The sequence below is a fragment of the Streptococcus sp. HMSC072D07 genome, assembly GCF_001814835.1.
GTDB lineage: Bacteria > Bacillota > Bacilli > Lactobacillales > Streptococcaceae > Streptococcus.
Genome location: NZ_KV818078.1, coordinates 199,450 through 218,491, shown reverse-complemented (window position 1 = coordinate 218,491; position 19,042 = coordinate 199,450). Strand labels below are relative to the sequence as shown.

12 protein-coding genes are annotated in these 19,042 nt (G+C 42.0%); 1 reads left to right on the top strand and 11 read right to left on the bottom strand.

Going from position 1 to position 19,042, the window contains the following annotated elements; translation table 11 throughout:
* The 8 genes from HMPREF2991_RS08860 to miaA all read right to left on the bottom strand — a co-directional run.
* A partial coding sequence (locus HMPREF2991_RS08860) for a SpaA isopeptide-forming pilin-related protein (RefSeq protein ID WP_070683885.1) occupies positions 1-2,335 on the bottom strand: 2,335 nt, incomplete at its 3' end.
* Between the two features lie 465 nt (positions 2,336-2,800).
* Positions 2,801-10,039: an LPXTG-anchored adhesin/beta-galactosidase BgaA gene (bgaA, locus tag HMPREF2991_RS08855; protein ID WP_070568632.1), complete on the bottom strand. Its 7,239-nt coding sequence runs from the start codon at positions 10,037-10,039 to the stop codon at positions 2,801-2,803.
* 251 nt (positions 10,040-10,290) lie between these two features.
* Entirely contained in the window at positions 10,291-11,046 is a 756-nt protein-coding gene (locus tag HMPREF2991_RS08850) for an SDR family NAD(P)-dependent oxidoreductase (RefSeq protein ID WP_001259143.1), read from the bottom strand.
* 28 nt (positions 11,047-11,074) lie between these two features.
* Positions 11,075-11,566, bottom strand: coding sequence for a DUF7832 domain-containing protein (locus tag HMPREF2991_RS08845; protein WP_000215494.1), 492 nt, complete (start codon positions 11,564-11,566; stop codon positions 11,075-11,077).
* Between the two features lie 28 nt (positions 11,567-11,594).
* Entirely contained in the window at positions 11,595-12,524 is a 930-nt protein-coding gene (gene rnz, locus HMPREF2991_RS08840) for a ribonuclease Z (RefSeq protein ID WP_070568629.1), read from the bottom strand.
* A 14-nt stretch (positions 12,525-12,538) separates the two neighbouring features.
* Positions 12,539-13,162 carry a cystathionine beta-lyase gene (locus HMPREF2991_RS08835; RefSeq protein ID WP_070568626.1) on the bottom strand — a complete coding sequence of 208 codons (624 nt, stop codon included), beginning with the start codon at positions 13,160-13,162 and terminating at the stop codon, positions 12,539-12,541.
* Positions 13,155-14,393, bottom strand: a complete 1,239-nt coding sequence (hflX, locus tag HMPREF2991_RS08830) for a GTPase HflX (RefSeq protein WP_070568622.1) — start codon at positions 14,391-14,393, stop codon at positions 13,155-13,157. The genes HMPREF2991_RS08835 and hflX overlap by 8 nt, the downstream gene beginning before the upstream one ends.
* Positions 14,386-15,270 carry a tRNA (adenosine(37)-N6)-dimethylallyltransferase MiaA gene (gene miaA / locus HMPREF2991_RS08825; protein WP_070568621.1) on the bottom strand — a complete coding sequence of 295 codons (885 nt, stop codon included), beginning with the start codon at positions 15,268-15,270 and terminating at the stop codon, positions 14,386-14,388. The genes hflX and miaA overlap by 8 nt, the downstream gene beginning before the upstream one ends.
* Positions 15,271-15,390: 120 nt before the next feature.
* Here miaA and HMPREF2991_RS08820 point away from each other — a divergent pair, with 120 nt between their 5' ends.
* Positions 15,391-15,561 carry a DUF3042 family protein gene (locus HMPREF2991_RS08820; RefSeq protein WP_001051782.1) on the top strand — a complete coding sequence of 57 codons (171 nt, stop codon included), beginning with the start codon at positions 15,391-15,393 and terminating at the stop codon, positions 15,559-15,561.
* A 241-nt stretch (positions 15,562-15,802) separates the two neighbouring features.
* Here HMPREF2991_RS08820 and HMPREF2991_RS08810 read toward each other — a convergent pair whose 3' ends face one another.
* The 3 genes from HMPREF2991_RS08810 to HMPREF2991_RS08800 form a co-directional block, all read right to left on the bottom strand.
* The gene (locus HMPREF2991_RS08810; protein WP_070568616.1) at positions 15,803-16,642 is read right to left on the bottom strand and encodes a thymidylate synthase; all 840 of its coding nucleotides are present in this window, start codon (positions 16,640-16,642) and stop codon (positions 15,803-15,805) included.
* A gap of 98 nt (positions 16,643-16,740) precedes the next feature.
* A complete protein-coding gene (locus HMPREF2991_RS08805; RefSeq protein ID WP_000078589.1) occupies positions 16,741-17,700 on the bottom strand; it encodes an ROK family glucokinase in 960 nt (319 codons plus the stop codon).
* A gap of 103 nt (positions 17,701-17,803) precedes the next feature.
* The coding region (locus HMPREF2991_RS08800) for an Ltp family lipoprotein (protein WP_180364434.1) at positions 17,804-19,042 on the bottom strand (1,239 nt) is incomplete at its 5' end.

The following is a 19,042-nucleotide window of genomic DNA, read 5'->3' as shown; positions in this document are numbered from 1 at the left end:
GGCTAACCTTGCTGAAGGTAATCTTACGTGGACTATCGTCATCTTTATCAGTGACTTTGATTGTTGAACCATCGGTTACGACTGTATTGTCCTCGCCTTTAGCATCCTTAGTACCAACATTCGTCACTTTAACTGTTCCATCATAGTTGACTTGGAAAGTGATATCCGTTACTTTGAGGTAACCAGTTGGGGCTGCTTCCTCATGGAAGGTGTAAGTACCTGGGGCCAAGCTCAATTCTTTAGACTTACCAGCTTCTGAAGTCCAGCTTTCTACAGCTGTACCTTCTGCCTTATCGCCCTTGAAGATCTTGATTTGTGCACCTGCGATTTCAACCCCACCAAGACTAATTTTACTGAACGTGATTTTACGAGCTACATCGTCATCTTTATCAGTAACTGTCAGAGTTGAATTCTGGGCTACAACACGATTGTCTTCGCCTTTAGAATCTTTTTCACCTACTTTTGTCACTTCAACAGTACCGTTATGTTTGACTTGGAAAGTGATATCCGTTACTTTGAGGTAACCAGTTGGGGCTGCTTCCTCATGGAAAGTGTAGATGCCTGGTTCAAGATTCAATTGCTTAGGTTGGTCAGTTGAAGTCCAGCTTTCTATGGCTGTGCCTTCTGCCTTGTCGCCCTTGTAGATCTTAATCTGTGCACCAGCGATTTCATTTCCTCCAAGGTTTACCTTACTGAAGGTAATTGGTTTTGGACTAGTATCCTCTTTATCGGTAATAGTCAGAACTGGACCAGCTGCAAGAACAGTGTCATCAGCTCCCTTATTCTTAATAGTGATAGAACCGTCAGCATTAACAGTAAAAGTAATATCTCCTACAAATTGATATCCCTCTGGAGCATCGAACTCTCTTAGAGTGTAGGTCCCTGGTGCCAGCTTAATCACTTTAGAAGTGTCAGCTACAGTAGTCCAGTCTGCAACAGGTGCCTCTTCAAGATTAACTGTATCTCCACTATAGATTTTCAGTTCCGCTCCTGGAATTTCTTTTCCATTTGGATCCACCTTTTTGAAAGTAATTTCTTTTTCAGTTGGAGTCTTCGGAGGTGTCTTCTTATTTTCAATTCGACGTTCTACAGATTTGTCTGAGCCAAACTCATCTGGAGAAATTTTAATATCTTCAGTTAATTTGTCATAGCCAAGAGGAGCAGTTACTTCACGAATTGTATAGTTGTCTCGCAACAATTTGCCTACACTAGCGTTACCATCAGAATCTGTTGTCAATCGTCCAACAACAGCTTGGTTACGATCACGAATTACTTCAAAAACTGCACCTTGCAAAGGTTGGCCTGCTTCGTCTACCTTATGAATTTTAATGGTGAAAACATATCCTTCCGCAACACCACCTGCAATCTGGTAGGTACGTGTGCTTGTTGATTGTTCATTCTCACTACCATTGTAGCTCATGTTGGCTACGTTCGTGATTTCCTCACCATCAACTAGATCATAATTCGCTTTAGCTCGATACTCGATCATATAACCAAAACCATTAGTATCTCCTAAAGGAAGGGTGAAACCATCACCATTCGCATTTACCACTAGTTGGTTTTTAAAGGTTTCGGTCATATCCTGAGCATTAGTCCATTTCCAGTCTCCGTTATTCCAACTCCAATCTACTTTGTAAATACGAAAAGTATCTGGTAGGAAGGTCATATTTGGAGAAGAGAAAGCATCTTTGATAGTGACATCACTGTAGTTCGCCATATTGCGGTTTACAGTAATGTTATAACGGATTACATTTTTCTCGTCATCCTTGTATTGGAAGGAACTCTTTTCAATTTTAGAGTCGTATTTCCCTGGAGGGCCGTTGTAACGGATTTTCCCTGCAAATAGAACTCTATGTCCTACAGTAATATTGACATCAATGTCTTTTTCTTCTGAAACAACATCATGGTCAACTCGAACATAGACAAAGAATTTCCCCCTAACGCCAGAATTATTCTCAACAAACTTTGTGTAAGTTAGAGTAATCGTTTTGCTAGCTGCATCTAAACGACCAGTAGCTACAAGATTGTTAGAAGCATCTCGTAATTCAATGTCTGAAGAGTTTGAAAATGTAATCTCTGATGGCAATTGAAGTGTTGTTGTATCACCTTCATGCACCGTATTATCTGGCAAAACAAAATCTGCAGTAAGACGGAATTCTTGCCAAATATCCAACCCTTGCGTTAAAGCTTCACCAGATCTGTTTTCAACACCAACACTAGTGATCACATCATTATACTCTGTCGCATGTACTTGCGTCAGAGGAGCAAATGATTGGAGAATAACTCCCAAACAAAGAATAAGGATCTGAATCCAAGATCTTATTTTCTTGTTCATTTAATCTTCCTTTCTTATATTATTCAGTTGTAAATGTACAATGTAATAGTAAACTAACTGATTGTCCCCAACTAATCACCATTCTCCTTTTTCAAGCGAAAATTATTAGCCACATTACATCCACATTTTATCATACTATGAAGAAAAAGGCTAGGACTATCAAGCAAAATTTTATAAAAAAAATCCAATTTTTTCTTATGGTTTGAAATCGACTTTTTCACAACCGTATATTAACCTCTTTGTGTCTTTTCTTCCCCTATCACCGAAACAGAATCCAGTATATTTTACCGCTATTTTTTAAAAAATAAGTTCATCTCGTTTTCGATACCAGATAATGTTTTTATCATTTTGGGTATCTGATTTCATAAACGCTAAAATTGCTCTAGAGAGAATACTTCTACCCATTAAAAAGACCAGGTTTCCCTGGTCTTTCTGAGATACATTTAGAAGAAATACTTATTCATTCTAGTCTTCTTTTTTACCTTTAGTGGCCACTAATCCTGCACTCAAACCAAGAAGAGCTAAACCTGCTGCTAGGGCTGCTTGACTTGCTGCACTTCCTGTATTTGGCAACTGCTCTTTTTGAACCTGACTAGCTGCACTTGAAGCAATTTCTTTTGTATCAGCTTCTTCTGAAACTTGTGGTTTTGTAGCTTCTTGCGGTACTGGCTTAGTTGTTTCACTAGCTGTACCGACTTCTACAATGAGATCCTGAGCCATAACTTTATCATAGCTATCCTTTTCAGTTCGCTTACCATTTTCAACTTCGATCAAGTGAACACGGACACCTTTTTGACCTTCTTGTAGAACACGAGTTTGACCCGCTGGAAGCTTATCATTCTTTTGTTCCTGAACTTTGAAATCAATGATTTCTTCTTCTGAGATAAGCTCTGGAAGATTAAGAACGAGGTTCTTCACTTCGTCTTCTGGAAGAGAAGTTCCTGGTTTTGTTCCAACTTCTACTATACGATCTTGAGCAGCGACTTTATCATAAGTTTCTTTAAGCTGACGTTTTCCATTTTCCACTTCAATCAAGTGAAGACGGATACCTTTTTGACCTTCTTGGAGGATACGAGTTTCTCCTAGGTACAACTTATCAGACTTACGTTCCTGAACCTTGAAGTCAATTGTTTCTTCTTCGATTACAAGTTCTGGTCTGTCAAGGACAAGATTCTTCACTTCATCTTCTGGAAGGGCGGTTCCTGGTTTTGTTCCAACCAAGACGATGCGGCCTGTCGGAACCTCTACCACTTCCCGAAGTTTTTCTTCCTTACTTCCATCAGGATTAATCGCTGTAAAGATACGTTCTTTACCAACTTTTCCTTCCTGTTCTACACGAGTTTCACCTAGATACAGTGTTGGATCCTTTTTCTCAACTGTCTTGTAGGCCAAATCGTTTTCAACAAATTCGAGTTTTGGAAGTTCCTCTTGTACAGCAGCAACAGTCTTCTCAGAAACTGGTTTTTCCTTGGTCAAGTGGATACGGTATTCCTTGACTTGTTTTCCACTTTCTGAAACAAGGCGAACAAGTACTGGAAGGCTATCGTCTCCGCTATCTACAACTGTTGAAGCCACTTGATTGCTTTCTTCAACTGAAACTTTTGGACGTTGACCTTTATAGGTGATTTGGTAGTCTTGACGATCTTCAGCGAAGTCAGGAAGTTCTTTTCCATCTACAAGAATCTTCGATTGAGTACTATCTTTTGCTTTTTCACTTGGAGCCAAGAAAGTCATTTCAACAAGAGCAATTCCTTTCTTGTCTGCTTTTCGTTCCATGCGCCATCTCAAAGCTTTAGCGTTTACTGCTTTAAATGTTAGGTTGATGTCATCACCAGCCTGGATTTCTTTGTCAGCTTTATAAGGAACCGTCTCCCAGTTCTCTGGTTTGTTGAATGGGTGAGTTGCGTCATAAGCTTGATAGTTAGAATAATAGGTCGGCACTTCAAACTCTGGACCAATATAACGTTCCAATACGAGTTTAGATGGTGCGTCCGTACCACTGTCAGCAAAGAAGCGGAGTTTGGCTTGATCAACAGTACGCTCTACAATCTTACCATTTTCACGGAAAATAACACCTACTGAAACTTCTGGATTAGCTGAAGGTGTTGCTGACCAGTTTGTCCAACGACGACTCTCATCCTGATTACCATCATTGATGTAATCAATTCTATCTTTTGAATTCTTGTCAATATCATTAGTAGCAGAGGCAAATGCACGGTTTCCATTTTCATTGTAGTTAGGGTTATCTGAGAGAGACTCGCCTAGTTTGTCTGTCACTCGTACAGTGAACTCAGCAACAAGATCACTACCAAGGACATGGCCTCGAACGGTAAATTGACCTGCTTTTGTCAGATTTTCTGCTGGAACTTCTTCCCATTCAACTGCCAAGTCTTTGGTTTCGTAGCCGTCTTTACCTGTGAAGTAAACAGGAACTTTAGTTGGCAATTCAAGCGGTTGCCCTACTTGTAGCAAGCGAGCTTGTTTGACCGCGGCAACTGGTTTACGAGAGAGCAAGTCTTTATTGCTTGTAAAGTGTAGACGGTATTCTCCTAGGATATCACCATTTTCAGCCTTCGCGATAACACGAACTGGCTCACCTTCACGAACACTTGGAACGACGGTGGCGAGACCATTGTTGCTAACACTTGCTGTTACTGCAGGAACTTTTCCATCTACAGACTCAAGGTAGTAGTCTGTCAAATCTGGGTTAAAGTTTGCTAAGTCTTTACCGTCAACTTGGATTCTTGTTTGTCCTTGTTTAGCTGCCGCAACTTGTTTCGCAAAAATTTGTACTTCTGTGATAGACGTTCCTTTCTTGCTATCAAGTCGAACCATACGAATGCGAACCGCATAGGTCTCAACTTTATCAAAGCTGAAATGATTCATTTCTCCAGCTTTTAATTGAGCTGGTGCTTTGAGATTGCTTACCTCTTTCCAGTTTGCAGGATCATTAAAGGCATGGTTTTCCTCACCTACAAAGCTAGGGTTTTTAGGGGCTGTTGGAACGGTCTTCCCGACATAATATTCAATCACATAAGACTTCGGTACGCCAACTCCGTGGTCTTCGTGGAATCCGACACTTAGATTATCAACTGAACGTTTGCTCAAAATACCTGAATCTCCGAATAGGACACCAACTGAAGCTTCTGGATTACTACGGTTCCAGTTTGTCCAACGGTTAGCTGGGCGGTCATTAAAGGAAATCAATTTATCGTTGACGTTTGAAACAGGATCAGTTGGATTTGAGTCTGAAGCAAAGGCAAGTGGCAATTCTGAACCGGTCCATTGGTCAGAAATGTTTGCTCCCTTCTCAGTTTGAGCAGATACGCGAACATGAAGTTTAGTTGTTAATTGCGTACCTTCTAGGCGACCATTAACTGTAAAGACACCTTCCTTGGCGTATTGCTCTGGACGAATCGTATCCCAAGTAACCTTAGCTGATGAAACGTGACCATTTGAATCATAGGTACGAACGCTTTCTGGTAATTGTGGTGCTTCTGAGATTGGGGTTGTCACACTGACTTCTTCAACTGAAACGATGCCTTCTACAGATACTTTAGCACGCGCTTCAAGATCCAGACCTTCAACTTTACCTAGAACTTCAAAGGTTTGATAGTGGTCGAGTTTTTCTTTTGGAATGGCTTGCCAAGTGACTTTGTGCGCTTTAGGGAAACCTTTGTCATACTCAACCGTTACTGTTGCTGGAAGAGTAGGTTCTTGATGCAAGTCTGTTACTACGTTTACTGGACGGATAGATTGGGCTACTTTTTTCTCAGTATTGGCCTGGATCGTAAGATCGATTTGACCTGTAGCCCCCTCATATTCTGCTTTGAGAGTGACTGTTCCTGGCTTATGCAACTCAAGCATTCCTTTACGAACTGCGACTTCCCCTTCACCACTTGTAGAGAAGGTCACCTTATCTGCTGGTAGAACTGCTTGTGTTCCGTCTTGATAGTGTGCAAGGACAGACAATTTCACTGTTTGGTCTTCTTTAAGACCGTCAGCTTGCTCTACTTGTAAGCTCAAGTGGTCAATTTTTGGTGCTTCTTCAAGGAATTGAATTGCATATGTTTGAAGAGGTCCACCATCTTTTGGTTGAACATAGATGCTTGCACGCATGCCGTTTGCTGCACTTGCTTGGACTACAGTAACATCCGCATTTTCAGCACTTGCTACAACTTCTGGCAAGGATGCACCGTAAGCAAGAGTTCGATATTGCATTGGATTTTGAGTAGTAAGACCAGTGACAGATTCGCCACCAACAGTTACATTTGGTACTGCAGGAGCCGCAGGATTACCTTCTTCTACCACAAGGGTAGCGTGAATAGTCTCACCACCCAGTTGACCAGTCATTTGAATACGTGATCCTGCAACTGACAGTTTAGCTTTATCTGCTTCCGAAATCTCCCACTTATCAACTTCGTATTCTTGTACGCTTCCATCCGTAACAGCAATAGAAACGTATTTGTCAACAGCGCTCAAGTCTGTTCCTGGAGCAACACGCTTAACAGTTGGAAGCTCATTTGCGATTGCTAGAATTTCGACACGGGCCTCAACTTCGCGTCCGTCTGCCATACCTTTAACAGTCACAACTCCTGCTTGGCTCACATCAACTGAAGACCAAGTTACTGGACGTTTTTCACGACTGCCATCACTGTAGATAAAACCGACTGTCTTCGGCATTTTTGGCTCTTTCTCAATAACAGTACGTACTTTTGGTACTTCTGTTCCGAGAACGGTCTTTTCTTGGTCTTCTTTTTTACCAGTAAAGACCGTTACTTGACCAGATTTCAAGAGATCTGAATGGGCTGTTAGAGTGAATTTACCTGCTTGCTCAGTTGATTTAACAATGGCAACCCCTTTACCGTTAAAGGCTCTGCGGATCCAAGAACCATCAGGTTGTGCCTTGTAGCGTTCACGGCTGGCTTGTTCCCCATTATCAACACCGACCAGTTGACCTTGTCCATGCAATTGGAAACGAACCAAATTATTGGCAGTTGGTACCACATTTCCTTGGCTGTCTACGATTTCATAGTAGATGTAAGTCAAGTCTTTTCCATCTGCAGCGATTGCGTGTTCTTCCTTGATGAGACGAACACCTGCAGGTTGACCTGCAGTGGTAATCTTGTCACGTGCAATTTCTTTACCAGCTTCATCACGAGCTACTGCTTCTAAGGTACCTGGTTGGTAAGCAACCTTCCACTCAAGATAGAGTTCCTTAGCATTGGCACCTTCTTGGTAGGTACGACCATCACTAGTTTGTTTTTTGTTGAACTTTTTAACACCGAGAGATTGACCGTTCAAGAACAATTCAACACTTGCAGCGTTTGAGTAGGCACGAACTGGGATCTTACCTTCTGAGTCAGCAACTTTGTCTGCTAATTCTCTATTTTCCCAGTTCCAGTGAGGAAGAAGGTGTACCATCGGTTTCTTCTTGGCAGAAACCCATTGGCTTTGGTAGAGATAAAAGTCATTTTTTGGAATACCAGCTGTATCTACGATACCAAAGTAAGAGCTCTTAACAGGAGTTTGGTTTTGGTTGTGCCATGGTGTAGGCTCACCGATATAGTCCGTACCTGTCCAGATAAACTGTCCAGCATAGCCAGCGTTGTCACGGTCAAAGGTCCATGAATCTGTTGCCGTTTTACCCCAGTTAACCCGGTCATTACCATAGTCAGACTGTTCGTAATGACGTTCAGGTCCGTTACTATGTTTTAATTCACTTTCAGGACGATAATAGCTACCGCGTGTACGGGTTGCAGAAGATGTTTCTGAACCATAAATCAACCAGTTTGGATGTTTCGCACGAAGTTTCTTGTAGTTGTCTTCTGAATAGTTGAAACCAACTGCATCCAGTTCATTAGCAATTTTCTCATGATCACCGCTACCATCACCAAAGCGGAACTTATCTGCTCCCATAGTAACATAACGTGTAGTATCAACATCTTTAATCACTTTTACTAAGCGTTTAACCGTTGCAAGAGAGTGAGCCTTTCCATCGGCTTCACCGATTTCGTTTCCGATAGACCACATGAAGACAGCTGGGTTATTTTTATCTCTTTCGACCATGGTACGAAGATCGTAGTCAGACCATTTTTCACCTTTTCTAGCTTCTGGGTGAGTAGCGTCTTTTTCAAAGAAACGTCCGTAGTCATAAGGTTTCTTACCACCATACCACGTATCAAAGGCCTCTTCCTGAACCAGCAAACCAAGTTCTGCTGCGATTTGCAAGGTCTGTGGACTTGCAGGGTTATGAGTTGTACGGATGGCGTTAACGCCCATCTCCTTCATTTGTTTGAGACGACGGTATTCTGCCTTATAGTTTTCTTCTGCTCCAAGCGCTCCGTGGTCATGGTGCAAGGAAACACCATGGAATTTAATGCGTTCACCATTCAAAGAGAAACCTTCATTTGGAGTCCAATGATAGTAACGGTAACCAAACAAATCTTTCTTAGCATCAACCAATTGACCGTCACGGTAAACACGCGTAACCAGTTCATACAAGGCAGGTTTGTCATTTAAAACGGTCCAGAGTTTTGGTTGTTCAACTTCTAAAATCGCATCAAGACTTGTTGACTCATGTGCTTTCAAGGTACGGCTCGCTGTACGAACCAAACCTGTTACAGCCTGACCACCACGTTCAACGATTTGATACTCTGCCAGCAGTTCATGGTCTTTATCATCTGTATTGACGATTTTGCTTGCTACATGAGTTTCAACCTTGCCATGTTGCTGTTGTTCTAGCTTTGGTGTTAAGATGGTTGTCCCATTTTTCTCAACATGAACCTTATCTGTCACTTGCAAGGTCACATCACGGTAGATACCACTACCTGAGTACCAACGGCTACTTGGCTGTTTGTTAACCGCATGGACAGCAATCACATTCTCACGACCATCTTTGTGAAGGTATTTGGTGATATCGTATGAGAACTGGTTATAACCATTTGGATAATGCCCCACTAACTGGCCATTGACATAGACTTGAGAGTCCATATAGACACCATCAAAAGTGACACGAACATTTTTCTTGAGATCTTTTTCATCAAGTTTAAAGGTCTTGCGATACCAAGCTTCACCACCATTGAGCTGTCCACCCTCGTTTTGGGCAGGTGACTGATGGTCAAAATCGTTAAAGATACTCCAGTCGTGTGGGAGATCCAATTTTTGCCATGTTGATACGTCGGCATCTGATTTCACAGCTTCTTTAGGGTTCGCATTGAGTTTAAAGTGCCAATTTTGATTAAAATTCACTTTTCTATCTTCAATCATTTGATTCACTTCTTCATTTGTCGCAGCTTTCAACTCTTCCTTGACAGGCTTTTCTTGACTTGAAGCTTGAGATTCTACCTTTGGAGCTGTTTCTTCAGGTTTTAGAGATGCTTTCTCCTCTTTTGGAGCTACAGGTTCCTCTTCTTTCACCTCTGGTTTGCTTGCTTCAATTGGAGCAGCTTGACTTTGGTCGACACTTGCAGCATCCTTGTGCTCTGTTACAGCTTGATTTTCTTTTTCCTCCACTGCCGGACTTTCCTCTTTTGCTTGTTCAACAGTGTGAGTAATTGGAGTTTCATCCGCGAAAACTGGTGATTCTCCAATGACACTTCCTCCAAATAGAACCGCACAGGTTCCAATCATGACAGAGCAAGCGCCTACGGCAAACTTACGAATGCTGTAGACTCTTTTACGATTCCAATGGCCTTTTTCCATAAAATCCTCCTTTGGTAACCGCTTCCATTTATTTGTAAGCGTATTACTTTTTCATAGCCTTTTACCCTTATTTTATAAAATAATATAGGAAATTTCAATACCCTAAACACAAAAAATCATATTTTTGATTGTTTTTTCTAAAATTTGTAGAAGACTCAAAAAAAGTGAATGTAGATTTAGAACAAAAACAAACAAATTTTTGACACTCAGTTAAATAGTATAAAAAAAGTTCCTTTTGTAAGGAACTCCTTTTACTTATAATTAAAGATTCCCCCTGCCAACTTATCGGCTAATTTGGGAAAGAGGGTATAAAACTTATAGGCTAGGTTCAACAAAACTGGTAGATTGAGTTCCCGTTTGTTTTTTCCTATGATTTTGACAATCTTTCTAGCCACTGCATCTGGTTCTAAGAGAAATCGATCAACCGACTTGAGGTAGGTCCCATCTGGGTCAGCCTGGTCAAAAAATCCTGTGCGGATTGGACCTGGATTAACCGTCGTTAGATAGACACCGTAGGGAATCAGTTCGAGGCGCAGCGCATTTGAAAATCCAATAGCCGCAAATTTGGTTGCTGAGTAAAGGCTGGACTTAGCTGTTGCAATCAATCCTGCCATGCTGACGATATTGATGATATGGCCTTTTCGGCTTTCTTTCATACGAGCTGCAAGACGACGAGACAGATTCATCAGGGCAAAGGTATTGACCTCAAACATCTGGTGAATGTCTTGATCAGAAATCTGGTCGAAATCTTCAAAAATTCCATATCCAGCGTTGTTAATCAAAACATCAATCTTGCCATAACGGAGATAGAGGTCAGCTACCAGAGCTTCTAGGGCTGAGTCATCAGTAATATCGATTTCAATCCATTCCACATTAGGATGCTTTGCATATAGTTGGGCTAGTTTTTCCTTGTTTCTACCTAGCAAGATGAGTTGGTCATTTGGCAAGAGTTTGACCATTTCTTGGGCTAAACCACCGCTAGCTCCAGTGATGATGATAGTGCGCATCTCTATTCCTTTCAAAGTGTTGGTTAATTTAATGAAATCTTTTTCCAGCTAAATAATGAGCATAAGCTTGATCAATGACAGGAGCAAACAGATGATAATCTTCCCAGTCACCTAAAAATTCTAAAGGCAAGTCATATAAGTCATTGACTACAAATTCGGAGTAATCATCCATATACCGATGTTCATAATAGTCATTTACAAAAGCCAGAAAATCCTTTGTAATATCCATTGTTCCCAGTTTACCATCGCACCAGTCTAAAAGATAATCAACACCCAAAGTTTGCTCATTTTTTACACTTTGGAATACCGTTTCTTCATCAGGAGACATCATTTCTTTGGCATCATGCTGGATGAGCCAAGTAACGAAAAAACCGATATGATTCGCAGCCCAACGATAAATCTCCCGATAATTTTTTTGAGTTAGCTCTTCTTTTTGTAATTGATAGCTTTGCAAGTAGTTGGTTAATGCATTCTCAAAATACCAATCTGCTTTATCCAATACACGATTTTCAACAGTCATCTTATTTCCCTCTCAACGAACTATAACATTATAACTCAACTTCTTCCAAGTCTTTAACCACATGGACATTTTCAAAAACAGTTGCTGCATCTTTCTTGAGCTGGCTGATATCTTTTGAGAGGAAACGAGCACTGATATGATTGAGCAAGAGGCGTTTAGCACCGGCTTCTGCTGCTACTTGTGCTGCCTGCATATTGGTTGAGTGACCGTGGTTGCGGGCAATTTTTTCATCTCCTTTGCCATAAGTCGACTCGTGAACCAAGACATCGGCATTGACAGCTAGACGCACACTGGCATTGGTTTTTCGGGTATCACCCAGAATGGTGATAATCTTACCTGGACGTGGCGCTGAGATATAGTCAGCAGCTTTGATTTCAGTTCCGTCTTCTAGAACAACGTCCTGACCGTTTTTGATTTTTCCAAAGAGCGGTCCAAATGGCACACCCGCAGCTTTGAGTCTTTCAGCATCCAAGGTACCTTCTAAGTCCTTTTGCATGACACGATAGCCAACACAGAAAATAGTGTGGTCCAGCTCCTCTGCATACACAGTGAATTTATCGGTCTCAAGGATTTTTCCTAGAGAATCTTGGTCAATCTCATGAAAATGCATGCGGTAAGGCAGACGAGAACCTGACACACGTAGACTGGTTAAGACAAATGACTTGATCCCTTGTGGTCCATAAATGTCCAAATCTGTCTGCTCCTCATTGGCCTGAAAGGCACGGCTAGAAAGAAATCCTGGCAAGCCAAAAATGTGATCTCCATGCAGGTGAGTAATAAAGATTTTGCTGACCTTACGTGGTCGGATTGTGGTTTCCAGAATGCGATTTTGCGTTCCTTCTCCACAGTCAAAGAGCCAGACTTCGTTAATCTCGTCCAAGAGTTTCAGGGCGAGACTGGAAACGTTGCGGGCTTTAGAGGGCTGACCAGCCCCAGTTCCTAAAAATTGAATATCCATTCGATACTTTCTAATTAATCAATATATAACATGGCTGTGCGATTTTCCGATCGGAAATAGCGCTTGCCAGAAAAAGCAACAGCTTCTTGCAGTAAATCCTCTTGGCTGTAGCCTTTGAGACGCTTGCGACCATCTGCTAAACTTTCCAAATCAGTCAAAGCTGTGAGACTTTTTACGCTAACAACTTCTTCGTCTCCGGCATCCTTCATGTAAATCTTTCCAGACTCTTCAAAGACGAGTTGATGAGGGAAAATTTGCGCAATTTCAAAGAGCAAGTCAGCTGTGATTACTTCCTCAGCTTCTGAGAAAATCCGCCCCAGTCCCTCACTCTCATAGCAAAATCCAAAAGATTTACCCGACAGGTTCAGACGAATAAAAGGCTTATTTTCAAAGGTGAAACTTGGTTCAACATTGTAGAGATTCAGTTCCTGACTGAGTTCTGCAAAGTAATCTGTCGCAGCTTCAGGACTCTTTTTCTGGTAGAGTTCAGCAAAGTAGGCATTAACGACACTCGGAGGAGGTGTGATGAGAGCCAACTGCTCTTGCTCTGTTTTGCTAGCTAGAAGCTGATCTAGATAGACCTTATCCAGACTTGTATAACCTCCATACTTTAGAGCCAACGTTTTAATATCAGTCATAAAATTCCTCTAACCTCCATTTATTTTTCTCAGAAATGTAGCCTGTAATCACTTCCCCATCATCTTGATAGTCACGATCCTCCAGAATCGCTACATTTTCTAAATCATGAATCTTGTAAGACTTTGAAAAAGGCACGCGCAGGGTAAAGGGTTCGAAAATATCCTTGATTTTCTCCAAAAACAATGCTTGCAGCTGCTCACGACTATCCTCAGACTTGGCAGAAATGAGGGCATACGGCGTTTGGGTAGGCATGAAATCCTCCACCAAATCCGCTTTATTATAAAGGGTCAGGCGAGGAATATCCTCCATGTCCAAGTCTTTGATGATAGACAGAACCGTTTTTTCATGTTCCTCGTGATAAGGATTGCTGGCATCGATGACATGAACCAGAAGATCCACATGCTTGCTTTCTTCCAAAGTCGACTTGAAACTGGACACCAATTCAGTTGGCAAATCCTGGATAAAACCAACCGTATCAGTCAAGGTAACCTGAAGATTGCCCCCAAGATGGATACTCTTTGTCGTCGCATCCAGGGTCGCAAAGAGCTCGTCTGCTTCATACTGGGTCTTACTGGTCAAGGTGTTCATGATGGTTGATTTCCCAGCATTAGTATAACCAATCAAACCAATCTTAAAGGTGCTTGACTCCAGACGTTTTTCTCTGACTGTCGCCCGATTTTTCTCAACCACCTTGAGCTGGCGCTCGATATCTGTGATTTGATTACGAACACTACGACGGTTCAGTTCCAGCTGGCTTTCACCTGGACCACGGGAACCAATTCCCCCTGCCTGGCGGCTGAGCATAATCCCCTGACCAACCAAGCGAGGTAAGAGATACTTGAGCTGGGCTAGGTGGACTTGGAGTTTTCCTTCATGGCTTCGAGCCCGCATGGCAAAGATATCTAGAATCAACTGCATACGGTCAATCACCTTGACACCCAGAACTTCCTCTAGATTGACATTTTGCCGTGGAGTCAAACGATTATTGACAATGACAGTAGTAATTTCTTCTGCATCCACCATGAGCGCAATCTCTTCCAACTTACCAGAGCCAACAAAAGTCTTGGAATCATATTTTTCCCGTTTTTGTCTGTAACTACCTACTACGACTGCTCCAGCAGTCTTAGCCAGACTGGCCAACTCTTCCATGGAGAGGTCAAAATTGTCCATGCCCTGTAATTCCACACCAATGAGTAGGACGCGTTCCTCTTTTTTCTCCGTTTCAATCATCTAAAAACTCCTCTATCTGGCTTAAAATGCGGTCCTGCACGTCAGGCTCTCCTATCTGATAAAAGGTAACCTGCATACGATTACGGAACCAGGTCAGCTGACGCTTAGCAAAACGACGAGTCGCCTGCTTGAGACTCTCGTTCGCTTCCTCAAGAGTTTTCTCCCCACGGAAATAAGGAAAGAGTTCCTTGTAGCCAATTCCTTTAGCAGCCTGCGCATCAGGGTAATGGTCAAAAAGCCACTTAGCCTCATCCAAAAGCCCAGCCTCAAACATGAGGTCCACGCGATGGTTGATACGCTCATAGAGTTGACTCCGCTCATCATCCAAACAGATAATCAACGGTTGATACAAGGTCTCTTGATTTTCCAAATCTTGAGCAAAATGGGCGATTTCCAAGGCTCGCATGGCACGACGACGGTTAAACTGAGGAATTTCAAGACTTGCTTGCTCCACAAGATTGGCTAATTCTTCATCGGAATAAGACTCTAAACTAGCTCGATAGGCTAAAATCTCCTCATGAGGTGTCTCCCCACCTAGATGGTAGCCTTCCAGCAAACTCTGGATATAAAGCCCAGTACCTCCCGCTATAATAGCAAGCTTGCCACGGCTTTGAATATCCTCAATAGCCTTCTTAGCTTCCTTAACAAAATCAAAAGCCGAGTAAGACTCGGTCACCTCTCTGACATCAATCAAATGATGAGGAACAGCTGCTTGCTCCTCTGGGCTAGCCTTGGCCGTCCCAATATCCAACCCTCTGTATACTTGCTGACTGTCACCACTGACCACCTCTCCACCAAAGCGCTTGGCCACTTCAATAGCAAGGGCTGTCTTCCCAACAGCGGTCGGTCCAACAATCACAATTATTTTTGTTTTCATCTTTTTTCCTTGAAAAATTTCCATTTTTTCGTTACTATTATTATATCACAAAAAGGTCAGTCAGAAAAATGCTACCACTTTAGGAGCCTGGCTGATCGGGAAGATAAAGGAGGAAGACTCATGGCTAAAGGATTCGCTAAAGGTCTTGTAACAGGTGTCGCAGGAACTGTCGCTGCCGTTGCAGGTGCAGTATACGCAATTAAAAAGAAAGTGATTGAGCCAGAAGAGCAAAAAGCAGCTTTCATCGAAGAAAACCGTAAAAAAGCGGCTCGCCGTCGCGTATCACATTAAGCAACAAAAGAAGTTGAGAAATCTCAACTTCTTTTTATTTTCTTTTATACTCAATGAAAACCAAAGAACAAACTAGGAAGCTAGCCGCAGGTTACTCAAAGCACTGCTTTGAGGTTGTAGATAAGACTGACGAAGTCAGCTCAAAACACTGTTTTGAGGTTGTGGATAGAACTGACGAAGTCAGTCACCATACCTACGGTAAGGCGAAGCTGATGTGGTTTGAAGAGATTTTCTAAGAGTATTAAATAGCTAGGTCAAACTTCAGTTGCGGCTTAACCGGATTATAGTCAACCAACTCAAAGTCCTCCGCTTTGATATCAAAGAAATTGGTCCCATCAGGAACATTTAAAACCAAACGAGGTTGGCAGTTTGACGGCTCACGACGAAGCAATTCCTCTGCTTGTTCAAACTGATTATCATAGATATGAAGGTTGTTGATGAAGTAGAAGAACTTCCCAACCTTCCATCCAAAATGCTTGGCAATCATCATCTGAAGAGCCACATACTGCATAGCGTTAATGTGGTGAGCCACCAGCATATCATTCGAGCGCTGGGTCAAAGTCGCATCTAGATAGATGTCCCCATCTACTCGACGGACATCAAACATGGTCTGAAAGGCGCATGGAAGGAGGCCGTCTGTCTCCTCAAAAGCTTGGTAATCCCAGAGCGAGATGATATTTCGACGGTTCCAAGGGTTGGCTTCCAACTGCTTGAGAATCTTGTTGATGATATCGTGCTTTTTAACCACAGCCCCATAGCGCTCACCGATGGTTCCCGTGTCTCCCACTTCCCAGTCATTCCAGTAGTGAACATTGTACTTGCTATTTAGCACTTCTAGGCTATTAGACTGATCTTGGTAGATCCATAGTACTTCCTTGATGGCGGATTTGATAGCAATCGGGCGCAAGGTTGTGATGGGGAATTCCCCCTTGGCTAAGTCGTACTCAGCAAAGGCACCCGTTATGTACTTGGAGTTGGCAACAGTCCCATCCTTGTACTTGGGACGTGCTTGTTCAGAAAAGACGCCGTCTTTGAGGATTCGTTCAATATTCTCTTTAAAAATCATATCTGCTTTTGTCATTTACTCTCACCTCATTTATAGTCTTAACTAGTATAGCATAAAAAAAGAAAGGAGGAAAATCACTAGCTTTAAAGTAGTGTTTTTCCCCTTTCTTTATCTTATTGCAATACAAGCGACGCTGCTCCGATCACTCCAGCGTCATTTCCTAGAGTTGCAAGAGCTAATTTAGTTGTTGTGCGTACTTGTGGGAAGGTATTTTCGTCGTACACTTTTTGAACACCTTGGAGAAGGAATTCTCCTGCAGCTGACACACCTCCACCGATAACGATTGTTGATGGGTTGAGGATGGAGCCGATATTGGCACAAGCGATTCCCAAGTAACGCGAGAAGTTACGGTAAACGATCAAGGCAAGGTCGTCCCCTTCTTTTGCAAGGTCAAAGACAGTTTTTGCTGTTACTTCTTCACCGTCGTCGATCAAGCGTTTCAAGGCCGCATCGCCTTCGTATTCATCTGCATAACGACGAGTCAAGTTGACAATCCCTGTTGCTGAAGCAACTGTCTCAAGACAGCCTTTTTTACCACAGGTACATGCGATTGGTTGGTCAAAGTCAACAGTGATGTGGCCAAGCTCACCTGCTGCACCAGCAACACCGTGAAGCAATTTGCCTTCTGCCACGATACCACCACCAACACCAGTACCAAGTGTCATAAAGACAACGTCCGGTTGGTTGTCACCAGCCCCCATCCAGCGCTCACCAAGTGCAGCTACGTTGGCATCATTATCGATGAAGAATGGAATGCCCAAGGCTTTTTCAATCTTTTCTTTAATCGGTTGAAGGGTTTTCCAGTTAAGGTTGTAGGCACCGATAACAGTCCCTTTTTCACGGTCAACCACACCAGGTGATCCCATTCCAATGCCTCGGAAATCCGTAGCAGACAATCCAAGCAAGTCCAAACGATGCTGAATAGACTCAATCATATCGTCTACAATATGGCTTCCTTCGTCCAAAATATTGGTCTTGATAGACCATTTTTCTTGGATTTCTCCTTCTTGTGTTAAAATTGCGAACTTAACAGATGTCCCACCAAGGTCAATCCCAATAATCTTTTGACTCATCGTCTTCTCCTTTTTAATTGAAAATGCTTACAGATATAGTATAACAAAATCGTCTCTTTTGTGCAAAGGTTTGCATGAAAAAGTTACATCTAATAATTAATAACTATTTATCCCCTAAATGTTGAATGGCATAGTTGGCTTCTTCTTTTGTAAATTGTCCAAGCCAAGGATTAGTTAGCCTCTCATAAATTTTTGTCTTTGATAAATTGGTATTCTTTCGGAGTCCTCTTGCTTTAGCTAAGGCATTAGCCTTATAGTCTGCTTGCAAATGATTGATAGCATATTGTGCAGTGTCACTATTAAAACCTTCATAAATTAACATCTCATAAATTCCTTTTTTTGACAAATGAATCTTATTATAATCTTGTGCTGTCTTTAAAGCTGCTGAGTATGGATTCCCGTCTTCTGGTTTTGGTTGCCACACACCATCATATCCTACATGGTAACGGCCACCATCTACCCATTTGCCCCTTACCATTTTGCCTTCAGAATCAACATAGTAACGGCCACCATCTACCCACTGACTTTTAGCCATCCTACCATCTGATTTGAGATAATAATTTCCGACCCATTTGCTTCGAGCATAGCTGCCTTCTGCTGTTAGATAATAATAGGAACCATAGTTTTTGTCATAAATCCATTCACTTTTTACTATCTTTCCGTCAGAATCAACATAATACCGGCCACCATCTACCCATTCATTTTTGGCCATCTTACCATCTGATTTTAGATAGTAATTACCTACCCATTTGTTACGTGCGTAGCTGCCTTCTGCTGTTAGATAATAGTATGACCCGTAGTTTTTGTCATAAATCCATTCATTCTTAGCCATCTTTCCATCTGATTTGAGGTAGTAATTTCCTACCCAAGTGTTACGAGCAGAACTTCCTTCTGATGTTAGATAAAAATATGAACTCGATTTCGTATCATAAATCCATTCATTTTTAGCTCTCTTCCCATCTGATTTTAGATAGTAATTACCTACCCATGTATTACGAGCGTAGCTGCCTTCTCCTGTTAAATAATAATGAGCAGAGTATTTCTTATCATAAATCCATTCATTCTTGGCCATCTTTCCATCTGATTTGAGATAGTAATTGCCTTCCCAAGTATTTTGGACATAGTTTCCCGAAGCATTTAGATAGAAATAAGAATTAGCTTTTTTATCAAAAATCCACTTATTAGTAACTTTAGTACCATTTTCATAGTACGATGAGCCTACCCAACCAGACTGAGCTGTAGATTTGGACTTATCCTCTTTAGGACTTGTATTTTTAGGTTTCTCAGCAGGTTTTTGTGCTGGTGTTTTCGGTTTCTCAGCAGGTTTTTGCGCTGGTGTTTT